Raw genomic sequence first — 14,703 nt, 5'->3', positions numbered from 1 at the left:
GCGGTCTTCAGGTCAGGGCGATGCGGATCGCCGCGGCGGCGGCCAGCGGCGCCAGCAGCAGCGAGAGCAGCAGGCCGGCGGCCAGCCAGAGGAGGGCGCCGGAAGCATCCAGCCCTTGTGCGCTGGCGGTCACGGCCCCTGCGCCGAACACCAGCACGGGCACGTACAACGGCAACGCCAGCAGGGCGACAAGGATACCAGAGCGCCTCATGCCCACCGTCAGCGCGGCCACCACGGCGCCCAGCAGGCTCAGCAGCGGCGTGCCCAGCGCGAGCGTGGCCAGCAGCATCGGCAGGTCGCTGCGCGGCAGGTGCAGCATCTCGCCCAGCAGCGGCGTCACCAGCACCAGGGGCAGGGCGGTGGTGGCCCAGTGGGTCAGCACGCGCACCAGCACCAGCCACGCCAGCGGCACCGGCGCGAGGATCCATTGTTCGAGCGAACCATCTTCCGCATCGCCACGGAACAGCGTGTCCAGCGACAGCAGGCCGGCCAGCAGCACGGCGACCCACAGCACCGCCGGCGCCACCTTCGACAGCGCCTGCGGCGCGGTGCCCAGGCCGAGTGCGAACAAGACGACCACCAGCATGGCGAACAGGGCAGGCTGCAGTGCATCGCCACGGCGGCGCCACAGCAGTTGCACGTCGCGCGTGATCAGCGCGCGGGCGGTCTGGAGGAGCGAGGGCGCGGTGCTCATGCGCGAGCTCCCGTGAAGCAACCCCGTCCACCGCTTGCGGGGGAAAGGGCGGGGTGCGGCGGGTTCGAGGACACAGCCATCGGACTCATGTCGCGTCTCCCCGCTCCAGCAGCAGCATGCGGGTCTGCACCGGTGGCGCGGCATACGCGCCGTGCGTGGTCACCAGCGCAGCGCCGCCGTCGCGCAGGTGCGCGGAGATCATCCGGTTGACCAGGGTGATGCCGTCCAGGTCGAGGTTGGCGTAGGGCTCGTCGAGCAGCCACAGCGGCGACGGCGACAGCCACAGGCGCGCCAGCGACAGCCGCTTCTTCTGGCCGGCGGAGAGCTGCCGCGCCAGCGCGTCCTCGTAGCCGGCCAGGCCGACCATCGCCAGGGCATTGCCCGGCATCTGCCGCGCGCGGCGACCGTGCAGGCCGCAGAGGAAGTTGAGGTTCTCCAGCGCGTTCAGGTCCGCCTTCAGCGCCGGCAGGTGGCCGAGGTAGGCCATCGCGTGGGCGCGACGCGCCGGGCCGGCGGGCTGGCCGTCGATGTCGATGTGGCCCGTATCGGCCCGCAGCAGGCCGGCCAGGACGCGCAGCAGGGTGGTCTTGCCGACGCCATTGCCGCCCTGCACCAGCAGCGCCTCGCCTGCGTCCACGGCGAAGTCCAGCGGCCCGAACACCGGCTCGTCATTGCGCGAGAACGCCAAGGCGCGGGCGGCCAGCAACGGCGGATGGCGGGGAGCGGCGTCGGTCATCGGATCGGGCGTTCCCGGGCGGGAGGCTGGGTGTCCTGGGGGCTCAGCCGCGCATTGTAAGCGGAGGCGCCGGGCCGGCCGCCTGCGACAGACGGTCGCGCCCCGGACCCCGACAGGCTCAGCCCACCCAGTCGGTATGCGGGTCGCCGTCGGCCTGCGCCGGTCGCGGCCACATCATGCGCAGGCGGACGGGTTCGCCGGCCTGCCAGAACAGGGTGCCGCCCTGGCCGAACTCGCGGGCCAGGGCATCGGCCTGCTCCGGAGTGGCATCCAGCACCAGGCACCCGTGTTCCACCATGCCGCCCTGGCTGTTGCAGCCCAGCGCGGGATGGAAGGACAGGCCCAGCGCCTGCACGCGGGCATGCAGGCGTTCCTGCGCGGCGTCATTGAGCGGGCGCGAGGTGTCGCCGGGCGGGGGATTCCATGCGGTGATGAACAGATAGCGGGTCGCCATGATCTGCCGCTCGACATCCGCTGCGGTCAGGCCGGTGCGGAACAGCCATTCCTGCCGCCCCACCGCCACGAAGTAATGCGCGGCTGCCCACGCGGTGGCCAGACGCGCCCGTTCGGCCTCGGGAACCTGGTCGATGGCGTCGGGATCGCGGGAGTCGCCCATGGCCGCATCATCGCGCGTAAAGCGGAGCGCGTACACTCCGCCTTCCCCTTCATCGAGTGCCTGACCCGGGATGTTCCAGCCCCAGACCAAGCTGCCCAAGGTGGGCACCACCATCTTCACCGTGATGTCGCAACTGGCCGCCGAACATGGCGCGGTCAACCTGGGGCAGGGTTTCCCGGATTTCGCGGTGCCGCCGCGGCTGGTGGACGAACTGGATGCCGCCATGCGGGCCGGCCACAACCAGTACGCACCGATGACGGGCGTGGCGCCGCTGCGCCAGGCCATCGCCGAGAAGGCGCTGCGCTGCTACGGCCGCGAGGTGGATCCCGACACCGAGATCACCGTGACCAGTGGTGCTACCGAGGCGTTGTTCAACGCCATCCATGCGGTAGTGCGCCCGGGCGAAGAGGTCATCGTGCTGGACCCGGCCTACGACAGCTACGAGCCCGCCATCGACCTGGCCGGCGCGCGTGCCGTGCATGTCCCGCTGGATCCGCAGACCTTCGCCGTGGACTGGGACCGCGTGCGCGCGGCCATCACCCCGAAGACGCGCCTGCTGATCATCAACAGCCCGCACAACCCGTCCGGCGCGATGTTCGACGCCGCCGACATCCGCGCACTGGCCGCGCTGCTGGAAGGCACCGGCATCTACCTGATCTCCGATGAGGTGTACGAGCACATCGTGTTCGACGGGCGTCGCCACGAGTCGATCCTGCGCTACCCCGAGCTGGCCGCGCGTGCGTTCGTGGTGTCCAGCTTCGGCAAGACCTACCACTGCACGGGTTGGAAGATCGGCTATGCCGTCGCACCGCCGGCGCTGACGGCGGAGTTCCGCAAGGTGCACCAGTACAACGTGTTCTGCACCTTCGCGCCGGCGCAGTTCGCCTTCGCCGCGATGATCCGCGACGAGCCGGAACACTACGAGCAGCTGGGTGCGTTCTACCAGGACAAGCGCGACCGTTTCCGCGAACAGCTGCTGGGCACGAAGTTCAAACCGTTGCCGGTGCCGGGTGGTTACTTCCAACTGGTGGACTATTCCGCCGTCAGTGACCTGCCGGATACCGAGTTCGTGAAGTGGCTGACCGTGGAGCACGGCGTCACTGCGATCCCGCTGTCGCCGTTCTACGAAAAGCCTCCGGCGGGCCAGCGCCTGGCGCGCCTGTGCTTCGCCAAGAACGAGGCGACGCTGGATGCGGCGATCGCAAGGTTGAAGAAACTCTGAGCCCTGTAGGAGGGGCTTCAGCCCCGACGCCTTTGCCGGAGTATCCGGAAGGCTGACGGAGAAGCGTCGGGGCTGAAGCCCCTCCTACAATGCACGTCCTTTCGACAGGATCAGGAACACCGACACCATGCAGGACCTGCGCATTTCCCTGATCCAGGGCGAAACCCGCTGGCACGATCCGGCGGGCAACCGCGACTACTACGGCGGGCTGATCGCGCCGCTCGCGGGACAGACCGATCTGGTGATCCTGCCGGAGACGTTCACCAGCGGTTTCAGCAACGAGGCCATCGACCAGGCCGAGGGCATGGACGGCGCCACGGTGGCGTGGATCCGCGAGCAGGCCGGGACCCTGGGTGCCGCGGTTACCGGCAGCGTGCAGCTGCGCACCTCGGAGGGGGTGTTCAATCGTCTGCTGTTCGCCACGCCCGACGGCGCGCTGCAGCACTACGACAAGCGGCATCTGTTCCGCTATGCGAACGAGCACAAGCGTTATGCGGCCGGCAGCGGGCGCCTGACGGTGGAATGGAAGGGCTGGCGGATCAATCCGCTGGTCTGTTACGACCTGCGTTTCCCGGTGTTCGCGCGCAATCGTTATGACGTGGAGCGCCCGGGCCAGCTCGACTTCGATCTGCAGATATTCGTCGCGAACTGGCCGGCGGCGCGTGCGTATCCGTGGAAGACGCTGTTGCGCGCGCGGGCGATCGAGAATCTCTGCTACGTCGCGGCGGTCAATCGTGCGGGCACGGATGGCAATGGGCACGAATACAGCGGCGACAGTGCGGTGATCGATTTCCTGGGGCAGCCGGTGGTGGAGTTGCCGGCAGGCGAGGGAGTGACGACGTCGACGATCTCGGCGGAGGCGCTGTTGGCGCACCGGGAGCGGTTCCCGGCGATGCTGGATGCGGACAGGTTCGAGCTGCGCTGAGTTGAGCCCCTCTCCCTGCGGGAGAGGGGTTGGGGTGAGGGGCAACGAAGCCCGTATGTCCCGGCTACTCCGAAACCATCAACACCCACCATGAGCGCGATGCGCTCATCATGTCTGAGCGCAAGACGTTTCCTCGTCGTATGCGTTCACGCGCTTCATGCATGGTGCCGCTCGCCGCGGAGGCCTTCTTTCTTTGCTTGTGCAAAGAAAGAAGCAAAGAAACACACCCCAAGCGGCACGCCCTGCGCTTCGCTCCGGGTCCGCGAGCGGCCCGGGAATTTTCGTAAGGCACATCCTTGTGCCATACGAAAACGCCGCCCATCCGGGGCGGCGCCCTTCGGGTTTTACCCGGCCCACTCGCCGTGCCTCATGGAGGCCCGAAGGCAGGAGCGAGAGCAAAGCCACGGTGCTCGTCGATCTGTCAGGCGCGGCTCTTGGGGCCCCTTAAGGTCCGGCAGTCACGGCGGGCAAAACCCGCAGGGCGGCGCACAAGGATGTGCGCCGTTTTCGGCCGGGTCAGGAGGCCCCGTCCGAAAATTCCCGCCGGGACTGCGCACCCGCCGCGCAGCGGCGGGCGGACCGCCGGGGGGTGTTTCTTTTGCCTACTTTTCTTTGCACAAGCAAAGAAAAGCAGGCCCCCCCCGGCGAGCGGCACCATGCCTAAACCCACAGCCATTTCCCAGCAGACTCATGAGCCCAATAGGCTCATGGGCGCGTGTGGATATCGCGCTCGCGGCGGTTGTTGTCGAATCGCGCGACATCAGGTGTGTCGTCTTCGTTGCCACTCACCCCAACCCCTCTCTCCCACAGGGACTTCCTTCGGTCGCCGCAGGGAGAGGGGCTTCAAGCGCAGGGCTTCAAGCGCAGGTAGGTCAAACAGGTCAGGCGCTTTTCTGCGGGAGGATCTGGCACACCGCCTGGCACATCACCAGCACGCGGCCCGCGTCGTCACGCACCTCGCCCGCGAGGAACAATTGATTGCGCGTGCGTTCGACCAACCGCGCATGGCAGGTGATGTGCGGCATGTCCGGTGTCACCGGGCGCAAATACTGCGTGTTGAGCGAGGTCGTGACGCTGGGCGGCGCGATCAGGTACGAGAACGGGCCCAGCGTGTTGTCCAGCGCGGCGACGATGAAGCCCCCCTGCATGTGGCCGATCGGGTTCTGGTAGCGGGGCAGCACGGGAAAACGCATCGCCAGCGATTCGCCTTCCACGTAGGCGACCGGCTCGCCCTGCATGTCGAGCAGGCACGGCGGCGGAATCTGCAGGGGTGCGCCGGCAGGCAGGCGCGCGCGCAGCAGGGCATTGATGTCGGTGCCGTCGCTCATGGTGTGAAACTCAACTCGAACGAAGTGAAGAAAGGCGCGCGCCGTGGCGCCGACAGCGTCTTGCCCGCGATCTGCTTCTGCACGCAGATCGCCAGGGGCGTCGCGCCTTCCCGCCACGTGCGTACCACCTTGCCGGTGGCGTCCAGCTCCGCCACGATCACGAACGGCGAGGTGTCCGCCGTGGGGGTCGCGCATGCGCTGACGCCGGCATCGAGCGCGACGGCCTGCGCATCGCGCAGCGATGCCGCCTGCTCCGGAGCCAGCGCGGCTTCGTCGGCATCCGCGCGTTGCTTGGCTTGTGTGTAATCGAGCGTTGCCTGTGCGTGCGCCGCAGGGGCGCAGCACAATCCGAATGCGAGCAGGAGGTGTTTGATCACTGGCTACTCCTCACGGCGCCTTCGGCGGTTCGACCCGCCAGATCTTGCCGTCGTCTTCGTCGGTGACCACGTAGACGTTGCCGTCCGGCCCGACGCGGACGTCGCGCACACGCTCGCCGATCTCGTTGAGCAGGCGTTCTTCGCCGACGATCTTGTCGCCGTCCAGGGTCAGGCGGATCAGGTTGCGTTCGGCCAGCGAGCCGAGGAACAGGCTGTCGTTCCAGGGGCTCTCCGGGCGTCCGGTATAGAACGCCATGCCGGACACGCCGGGGGATTTCTCCCACAGGTGGTGCGGTTGTTCCATGCCGTCCTTCGCCTTGCCTTCCGCCTCCGGAATCGGCTGGCCGGAATAATTGATGCCGTGGGTGATGACCGGCCAGCCATAGTTCTTTCCAGGCTGGGGCAGGTTGATCTCGTCGCCACCGCGCGGGCCATGCTCACTCTGCCAGAGCGTGCCGGTGCGCGGGTCGCGCGCCATGCCCTGCATGTTGCGGTGGCCGTAGCTCCAGATTTCCGCACGCGCGCCGGATTGGCCGACGAAGGGATTGTCCTGCGGCACGCTGCCGTCCAGGTTGAGGCGCACCAGCTTGCCCTGCAGCTTGTCGAGTTCCTGCGACATCGCGCGCTTGTTGCGCTCGCCCTGGCTGATGAAGAGGTGGCCGGCATCATCGAAGACCAGGCGCGAGCCGAAGTGGTTCGGGCCATCGACCTTCGGTTCCTGGCGGTAGATCACCTTGACGTCGGCGAGCGCGCCGTCGGCCAGCGTGCCGTAGGCCACTGCGGTGCCTGCGGTACCGTTGTCGCCCGGCTCGGCATAGCTCAGGTAGATGCGCTGGCTGGTGGCGAAATCCGGCGCGGGCACCACGTCGAGCAGGCCGCCCTGGCCGGTGGCGAAGACCTTGGGCACGCCCGTGACCGGTGCGGACACCGCGCCGTCGGCACCGACGCGGCGCAACTGCCCGCTGCGTTCGGTGACGAGCATGCTGCCGTCGGGCAGGAACGCGAGCCCCCAGGGATGATCCAGGCCGCCCGCCACCTGCGTGGCCCGGACCTGGCCCTTGGCACTGGTCAGCGTCTGCGCGGGCTGGCTCGCGGGCGCAGGCTGCTCCGCAGCGGCGGTGGCGTTGCCTTTGGCTTCACCGTTCGCGGGCGAATTGCACGCAGCCAGGGGCAGCGCGAGAAGCAGGGCGGTGGCGAGTCGATGGGATGCGTTGCGCAACGTCGTATCTCCTGTGGGGAACATAATCAGCGGTAGCCGGCGGCCTGCAGTTCGAACAGTTCGGCGTAACGGCCGCCCTCGGCCAGCAGTTGTTCGTGGGTGCCGCTGGCTTCCAGGCGTCCTTCATTGAGGACCAGGATGCGGTCCGCCATGCGTACGCTGGAGAAACGGTGCGAGATCAGCACCGCGGTCCGATTGTCCGACAATTCCTTGAAGCGTTGGAAGACCTCGAACTCCGAGCGCGCGTCCAGCGCGGCGGTCGGTTCGTCCAGGATCATCACCTGCGCATCGCGCATGTATGCACGCGCAATGGCGATCTTCTGCCATTGTCCGCCGGACAAGTCCACGCTGTTCTTGAAGCGGCGGCCGATCATCTGGTCGTAGCCCTGGGGCAGCCCGGCGATCACTTCGTCGGCCATGGAGCGCGCGGCGGCGTCGCGGATGCGGGCCTGGTCGTGCATCGCGTCGATCTGGCCGACGCCGATGTTCTCGCCGGCGGTCAGGTGGTAGCGGACGAAATCCTGGAAGATCACGCCGATGTTGGCGCGCAGCTCATCGATGTCGTAGTCACGCAGGTCGCGACCGTCCAGCAGGATGCGCCCCTCGTCCGGGTCGTACAAACGCGCCAGCAGCTTGACCAGCGTGGTCTTGCCGGCGCCGTTCTCGCCGACCAGCGCCAGCACCTCGCCGGCACGCAGTTCGAAGTCCAGACCGCGCACCGCCCAGCGTTCGGCATCGGGATAGCGGAAGCCCACGTTCTCGAAGGTGAAGCCGCGCGTGATCGGTTTCGGCACCGGGACGGGATCGGCGGGCGAGGTGATTTCCGGTTCGATCTCGAAGAACGAAAACAGGTCGTCCAGGTACAGCGCCTGGCCCGCGACCTGCGAGAAACCCACCAGCAGGCCTTCCAGCAGCTGGCGCAGGCGGCGGAAGCTGCCGGCCAGGAAGGTCAGGTCGCCGATGCTGAAGTCGCCGCGCACCGTGCGCCAGGCGATGTAGCCGTAGGCCACGTAGTACCCCAGCGTGCCCAGCGCCGCCAGCAGGGTGCCCCACACCGCGCGACGGCGTGCCAGCGCGCGGTTGGCGATGAAGAACTTGTCCGCCAGGGTGCGGTAGCGGCTGATCAGGAAGCGGTGGAGATTGAAGATCTTCACCTCCTTCGCGGTTTCCACACTGGCACCCATCTGCCGCATGTATTCCAGCTGCCGGCGCTCCGGCGTCCACTGGAAGTTCAACGAATAGCCCACCGCATTGAAGTGCGCCTCGCCGATGAAGGCGGGAATCAGCGCCACCGCCAGCAGCACCATCAACCACGGCGCGTAGACCAGCAGGCCGGCGGCGAAGCCAACCACGGTGATGGCGTCCTGCACCTGGCCGAACAGCTGGCTCATCAGGTTCATGCGCCCCATGGTCTGGCGGCGCGCGCGGTCCAGCTTGTCCTGCAGGTCCGGATCCTCGAAGTCCTCCAGGTCCAGCGTGGCGGCGTGTTCCATCAGGCGGATGCTGGTGGCGTTGGTGAACAGCTCCGACAGCAGGGCGTCGGCATAGCTCACCATGCGGCCCAGCAGGTCGGACAGGATCGCCAGCGCGAACTCCACCGCCAGCAGCCACAGCAGGTGGTCCAGCACACCGCTGCGCCACGCGGCCATCAGGCCTTCCTGCGGCACGCCGGCACCGACCAGGCGGATGGCTTCGTCGATGATCAGCTTGCCGATGTACAGCGTGACGATGGGCAGCAGCGCGCGGATCACGCGCAGGCCCAGGCTGGCGGTGGTCAGGACACGACTTGTCTGCCAGATCTGGCGCAGGAACGGCGCCAGGTTGCGCATCGCATCGAAGCGCTCACGCAGGTTGGGCTTGTTGGCAGGGCGCGGGGCGGCGCCCTTGGGCTTGCCCGCAGGCGGGGGTGACGAGGCCATGCGTGGATTGTGCCTGCCCCGGATGGATTTGGGGTGAAAGCGCGGCTGCCTGCGGTGTGGGAGCGACGTCAGTCGCGATCAGGCATTGCATCTGTCCAGTCGCGACCGACGTCGCTCCCACAGGGGCGTCAGGGGCATCATCGGGAAGCGACGCGGATCGCGACTGGAAGTTCTCCGTGCATCCGTATCCAGTTGTTCGGGGAAGCGGTATGACCCCGTTCGACCGGACCTCTCCAGGTTACGGACAACTCCAGCCGCGATCCGCGCCGCCTCGCACCATGCTCAGCGCATCGCGACCGCCAGTGATGCCGGCTGGATGCTGACCGCCTGCCCGGGTTCGATGCGTTCGCCGCCACGCACAATCAAACGGTCGCCGACGCGCACATCGCCGGTCACCTCCACCAGGCCATCGACTTCGGCGCCGGTTTCCACCGGCAGGCGTTCGGCCTTGCCGGCGCCATCCACGCGCATCACGAAGTCGCCCTCGCGACGCAGCATCACCGCGTCGCGCGGCACCGCGACCACGCTGCGCGTGCCTGCGCTGGGAAGTCCGACATCCACCGCGCTGCCCACCGGCATCTGGGTGGCATCGATGGCGATGCGCAGTTCCAGCTGGCGCGAGGATTCGTCGCCGACCGGCACCAGAGCGGTCACCGGCCACGCGCGCTCGGTGTCGCCCGCACGCACGAGCACCGAGGTGCCCGTACCCAGGTGCTGCGCCAGGTCCACCGGCGCACGCACACGGACTTCCTGCGATGCCGTGTCCACCAGGCGCGCCACGGATGCGCCGGTGGTCAGGTATTCGCCCAGTTGGGTGTGGCGTTCGGCGACGATCCCGGTGAACGGAGCGCGCACCACCATCTGCTCGCGCTGGTGACGCGTCTGCGCCAGTTGCGCGAGCGCGCGCGCACGCTCCTGCACCAGCATGTCGCGATCGGCCCGCAGTTGTTCGTACTGCGCACGCGCGATGTTCTGTTGTGCGGCCAGTTGCGCGTAGCGCTGTTCCTGCCGGGCCGCAAGGTCGAGCTGGGCCTGGATGCGGGCCAGGTCGGCGCGGCCTTCCTGTTCGCGCAGTCGCAATGCCGTGTCGTCCAGCACCGCCAGCGCCTGGCCGGCGCGTATGCGTTCGCCCACCTCGACCACCTCGACGACGCGCCCGCCCTGTTCGCTGGCGACGCGCGCGTCCTGCCGGCTGATCACGCTGCCCGGCGACCAGTGGCGCGGCGCGAATTCCGCGGTCACCGCCGGGGCAACGCTGACGATGGCCGGCGGTGCGTCAGGCTTCACCGGCGCGCTGGCATCGGCGTCCAGCTTGAGCAGGGGGAGGGCGAGGACGCCGGCCAGCGCGACGGCGATCAGGGTCTTGTGCAGGGTGCGCATGTCGTTTTCCAGGAAGGGGGAGGGGATCAGGTTGCAGGGGACGGAAGCGGCGTGGCGGGGGTGTCGCGCACATCCGCGCGGGCAGCGCGTGTGCCAGCCAGCCGCAGCAGGGCGGGCACCAGCACCACGGTGAACAGCAGGCTCAGCGCCACGCCGCCCACCGAGACCGCCGCAAGGCCGCGGTAGATCACCGCGCCGGGGCCGGGATTGATCGCCATCGGCAATGCGCCCAGTACACCGGTCAGCGCCGCGATCAGGATCGGTCGCAGGCGTTGGTCCAGGGCCTGTTTCAGCGCTTCGTCCAGTGATGCGCCGCCCGCCTGGGCCTCGCGCGCCTGCGCCACCAGCAGGATGGCGTTGTTGATCACCATGCCCAGCAGCATGATGAAGCCGATCATCGACAGCAGGTCCAGGGTCTGTCCGGCCGCCACGTCGAGCACGCGCAGGCCCAGCACGCCACCGAGCACCGCCATCGGCAGGGTCGCCATGACGAAAGCGCTGTCGCGCAACGACTTGAACATCGCCGCCATCAGCATGAACAGCACCACCAGCGCGATCACGAAGTTCGTGCCCATGCTGCGCACCACTTCGCCGAGCCGGTCGGCACTGCCGGAAATCCGGATGGCGGCATCGGGGGGCAGTCCATCGCGCAACGCAGGCACGATCTCGTCATTGACGATGTCCAGCGCTTCTTCCAGCGACATCGCGGCCGGGGGATCGACGGTCAGCGTCACCGTGCGGCGACGGTCGATGCGGCGCAACTGGTTGGGTGCGAGCACCGTTTCCACCTGTGCGAGTTCGGCCAGGCTCAGTACGCCGCCCTGGGGTGTCGCCAGGGGTGCGGCGCCCAGCCGTTCGACATCGTCGGCGCGGTCGCTGCGCAGGATGATGGCGAGCCGTCGGTCGCCGTCGAAATGCTCGCCCAGCCACTGGCCATCACCCAGCGCACGTACGACGGTGCCCAGCTCGGGCCGCCGCCAGCCCGCTTCTGCCAGGCGGCGGTCGTTCGGATTCACCCGCAGTTCCGGCGTGCCGGCATCGGCACTGGGCCACGCCTGCACGTTGGCGCCGGCGAAGCGCTCCGACAGCAGCTTGCGTCCTGCTTCCGCCGCCCGGGCCAGTGCGTCGCCATCGCTGTGCTGCAGGTGGATGGCGATGGCGCGTGCCGATCCGCCGAAGCTGCCGAACAGTTCGCCTTCGCTGGCGAAGGCGCGCGTGTCCGGAAAGCCGACGACGATCTCGTCGCGCACGATGCGTTCCAGCTCGCCGATATCGGCGGGATCGACCACGCGCGCGCCGAGCGAACCACCACCCGGCCACAGGTTGAGGTACCAATTGCTCAGCTGCGGCCCCTTTTCGCCCTCCATGTACGGGCGCATGCGCTCGAGCACCACGGGGGCGATCTCGCGGTTCACGCGTTCCGGGCTCATGCCGGGCGGGAAGTTGAAGAAGGCATCCACCGCAGCACGCTTCACCGGCGGCAGGTAGTCGATCTGCGGCATCAGCAGCGTCGCCAGCAGCACGGGCGCGAGCACCAGTGCGCCGACCCACGCAAGCTGACGCGGGCGACCCTCGGTGACACGCAGCGCCCAGTCGCTGACGCGCGACCAGGCACGGTGCTGCGTGGCATCGCCGGGACGCGTGCGCAGCCAGCTGCCGGCGGCGGCGGGCAGCACGGTGACGGCGATCAGCAGCGAGATCCCCACCGCGATGGAGATGGTCAGCGCCAGATCGGCGAACAGCTGGCCTTCCACGTCATCCATGAAGATCACCGGCAGGAACACGGCCACGGTGGTGAGCGTGGACGCAACCAGCGCGCCGCCCACCTGGCGCGTGCCCTCCAGGGCGGCGCGCGCTGCCGGCATGCCTTCCTCGCGCAGCCGCACGATGTTCTCCGCGACGACCACGGCGGCATCCATCACCATGCCGACCGCGAACGCGAGCCCCGCCAGCGAGATGACGTTGAGGCTGCGGCCGGTGAGCTGCAGCACGATGAAGGTGGCCAGCAACGAGATGGGAATGGCGCACGCGATCAGTGCGGTGGCACGCACGTCGCGCAGGAACCACCACAGGCAGCCGACCGCGAGCAGCACGCCGACGGTGAGGCTGCCCGACAGCAGGCCGAGTGCGCGGTTGATGAATACCGAGGCATCGAAGCTCTGCGCGATCTCCAGCCCGAGCGGCTTCAGTTCCCGTTCGCGAACGTCCGCCACGACGCGCTTCACTTCATCCAGCGTGTCCAGCACGTTGGCCCCGTTCTCGCGCAGGATGCGCAGCCCGATGGCGGGGTTTCCGTTCTGGTAGGCGAAGAAGCGCTGCTCCGGCCGTTTCACTTCGACGCGTGCGACATCGCCAAGCCGTACCGGCCGGCCATCGCGCCAGGCCAGGATCAGCTCGCCCAGGGCCTCGGGCGAATAGCGCCCGGCGAAACGCAGCACGTACTCGCGCCGCCCGGCTTCTACCACGCCGCCGGACACATCGGTGGCGCGTGCCGCGACGGCGGCGACCTCGGGAATCTGGATGCCCAGCGCGGCGGCACGTTCCAGATTGAGGGTGATGGTCAGTTCTTCCTCGGCGCCACCGTTGATCTCGACGCCGGCCACCCCTTGCACCGCGGAGATGCGCGGGACGATGCGATCCTCGATCATCTGCCGGTAGTCGAGGATGTCGCCGCGCGTGCCCGGCAGCTTCTGCACGAAGAAATAGGTGAGCGAGTTGTTGGCATTGTCGGCGCCCGCCTGCACCACGGGCGGTGTCGCATCACGCGGCAGCGGCTGCAGCCGGTTCATGCGCGACAGCACCTCCACCAGCATCGCGTCCATGTCGCTGCCGACGGCGAAGGTGAGGTTGATGAAGCTGTTGCCCGCGTTGACGTTGGAGGAGATTTCCTCCAGCCCGGGCAGGCCCTGCATCACGGCTTCGATGGGTTCGACGATCTCCGACTCCATCTCCTGCGGCGATGCCGCGCGCCAGCCGGTCTGGATCGACATCTGCGGCCGCTCGATGTCGGGGAACAGCTGCAGTGGCAGCTTCATCAGGCTCATCAGGCCGAAGGCACAGACCATGGCGACGACCACCGCGACGGCAGCGGGATTGCGCAGGGAGGCTTCGGTGAGTTTCATCGTACAGGTCCGCTCTGGTCTCGGCGGAGCGCACGATGCGCGCGTCTTCCGTGATGGTTATGGCCCGGAAGTCATGTCATGTGCCGTATTGCGGCAAGTGGTGGAGCGGGCGCGATGAACCGAAGATCGAGAATCCACGTTACGCCGGGTTGGCACTGATGTAGGAGCGACGTGAGTCGCGACCGCACGCGTCGGATTTCGCCGCGCCTCGACAGAGGGCGCGATGTCGGCATGTCGAGATCGATTCGCGCGTCACGCGCCATCGCAGTGGCAGCCGTGCGGTCGCGACTCACGTCGATCCTGCAGAAGAACGGGTTACAGCAACACCGCCAGCTTGTCGCGATGGCTGCGCGACAGTTTCAGTTCCTGGCCGCAGTCCAGCCGCAGGAAGCTTTCCCCGTTGGTATGCGGCCGCATCTCCACCACCCGCCGCGCGTTGACGATGGTGGAGCGGTGGATGCGCGGGAAGCGCTGCGGATCCAGCTGCTTCTCGAGCTCGCGCATGGTGGCGCGCAGGATCAGGGTCGTGCCGGTCTGGCCTTCGCCATCCACGTGGATGCACATGTAGTCGCCCGCGGCATCGATCCAGCGGATGCTGTGCAGGTCCACGCGCACGGTGCGGCCGCCATCGCGGATCGCGAGCTTTTCCTCGCGCCGCAGCAGATCCAGCGCATCGGGCTTGAGGGCGTCGTCCAGGTGCAGGGGGGGACGGCCGCTCAGTTCGCCCAACAGGCCGAGCAGGGTGGCGCAATGGCCGCTGGCCTCGCGCTGCGCGCGCGCCTGGCGCACGCGCGACAGGGCCTGCGCCAGCCGTGAATCGTCCACAGGCTTGAGCAGATAGTCGGTGGCGGAGGCCTCGAAGGCACGGATGGCGTAATGGTCGTAGGCGGTGACGAACACCACCAGCGGCATCTCGCTGGCGGGAATCGCGCGCAGTGTCTGGAAGCCGTCCATCCCCGGCATCTGCACATCGAGGAACACCAGGTCCGGTCGGTGTTCGCGCAGACCGGCGATGGCCGATGCGCCATCGCCATACTGGCCGACGATGTCGATGTCGGCATGCGCGGCCAGGCGGATTTCCAGCCCGCGCCGCGCCAGTGGTTCGTCGTCGACGATGAAGGCGCGCAATCGTGCCGGGCGGGGCAGTGAGGTGGCGTGGTCCATC

At 68.2% G+C, this 14,703-nt stretch carries 12 protein-coding genes; 2 read left to right on the top strand and 10 right to left on the bottom strand.

Features of this window, described 5'->3' with window-relative positions; translation table 11 throughout:
• Positions 1–7 precede the first annotated feature (7 nt).
• From ccmB to WBN46_RS07070, 3 genes are all read right to left on the bottom strand, one after another.
• Positions 8–694, bottom strand: coding sequence for a heme exporter protein CcmB (ccmB, locus tag WBN46_RS07080; protein ID WP_337730942.1), 687 nt, complete (start codon positions 692–694; stop codon positions 8–10).
• Between the two features lie 85 nt (positions 695–779).
• The gene (ccmA, locus tag WBN46_RS07075) at positions 780–1,430 is read right to left on the bottom strand and encodes a heme ABC exporter ATP-binding protein CcmA (RefSeq protein ID WP_337730941.1); all 651 of its coding nucleotides are present in this window, start codon (positions 1,428–1,430) and stop codon (positions 780–782) included.
• A gap of 118 nt (positions 1,431–1,548) precedes the next feature.
• Positions 1,549–2,046, bottom strand: coding sequence for a DUF3293 domain-containing protein (locus tag WBN46_RS07070; RefSeq protein ID WP_337730940.1), 498 nt, complete (start codon positions 2,044–2,046; stop codon positions 1,549–1,551).
• 70 nt (positions 2,047–2,116) lie between these two features.
• Here WBN46_RS07070 and WBN46_RS07065 point away from each other — a divergent pair, with 70 nt between their 5' ends.
• Together WBN46_RS07065 and WBN46_RS07060 are read left to right on the top strand one after the other, a co-directional pair.
• Positions 2,117–3,268, top strand: a complete 1,152-nt coding sequence (locus WBN46_RS07065; protein WP_337730939.1) for a pyridoxal phosphate-dependent aminotransferase — start codon at positions 2,117–2,119, stop codon at positions 3,266–3,268.
• A gap of 127 nt (positions 3,269–3,395) precedes the next feature.
• Positions 3,396–4,193: an amidohydrolase gene (locus WBN46_RS07060; protein WP_337730938.1), complete on the top strand. Its 798-nt coding sequence runs from the start codon at positions 3,396–3,398 to the stop codon at positions 4,191–4,193.
• Between the two features lie 881 nt (positions 4,194–5,074).
• Here WBN46_RS07060 and WBN46_RS07055 read toward each other — a convergent pair.
• From WBN46_RS07055 to WBN46_RS07025, 7 genes are all read right to left on the bottom strand, one after another.
• A complete protein-coding gene (locus tag WBN46_RS07055) occupies positions 5,075–5,521 on the bottom strand; it encodes a PaaI family thioesterase (RefSeq protein WP_337730937.1) in 447 nt (148 codons plus the stop codon).
• Entirely contained in the window at positions 5,518–5,898 is a 381-nt protein-coding gene (locus WBN46_RS07050) for a hypothetical protein (protein WP_337730936.1), read from the bottom strand. The genes WBN46_RS07055 and WBN46_RS07050 overlap by 4 nt, the downstream gene beginning before the upstream one ends.
• 10 nt (positions 5,899–5,908) lie before the next feature.
• Positions 5,909–7,117 (bottom strand): PQQ-dependent sugar dehydrogenase, encoded by a 1,209-nt coding sequence (locus WBN46_RS07045; protein ID WP_337730935.1) that lies wholly within the window; start codon positions 7,115–7,117, stop codon positions 5,909–5,911.
• A 26-nt stretch (positions 7,118–7,143) separates the two neighbouring features.
• Complete coding sequence (locus WBN46_RS07040; RefSeq protein WP_337730934.1) at positions 7,144–9,036, bottom strand: ABC transporter ATP-binding protein; 1,893 nt, start codon at positions 9,034–9,036, stop codon at positions 7,144–7,146.
• Positions 9,037–9,318: 282 nt separating this feature from the next.
• Positions 9,319–10,416: an efflux RND transporter periplasmic adaptor subunit gene (locus WBN46_RS07035; protein WP_337730933.1), complete on the bottom strand. Its 1,098-nt coding sequence runs from the start codon at positions 10,414–10,416 to the stop codon at positions 9,319–9,321.
• 26 nt (positions 10,417–10,442) lie between these two features.
• Entirely contained in the window at positions 10,443–13,538 is a 3,096-nt protein-coding gene (locus tag WBN46_RS07030; protein WP_337730932.1) for an efflux RND transporter permease subunit, read from the bottom strand.
• Between the two features lie 315 nt (positions 13,539–13,853).
• Positions 13,854–14,702, bottom strand: coding sequence for a LytTR family DNA-binding domain-containing protein (locus WBN46_RS07025; RefSeq protein ID WP_192201339.1), 849 nt, complete (start codon positions 14,700–14,702; stop codon positions 13,854–13,856).
• Position 14,703 lies beyond the last annotated feature (1 nt).

Origin of the sequence: Pseudoxanthomonas sp. CCNWLW251, from assembly GCF_037402255.1 — a bacterium.
Taxonomy (GTDB): domain Bacteria; phylum Pseudomonadota; class Gammaproteobacteria; order Xanthomonadales; family Xanthomonadaceae; genus Pseudoxanthomonas_A.
This window is presented reverse-complemented; position numbering and strand designations above follow the sequence as displayed.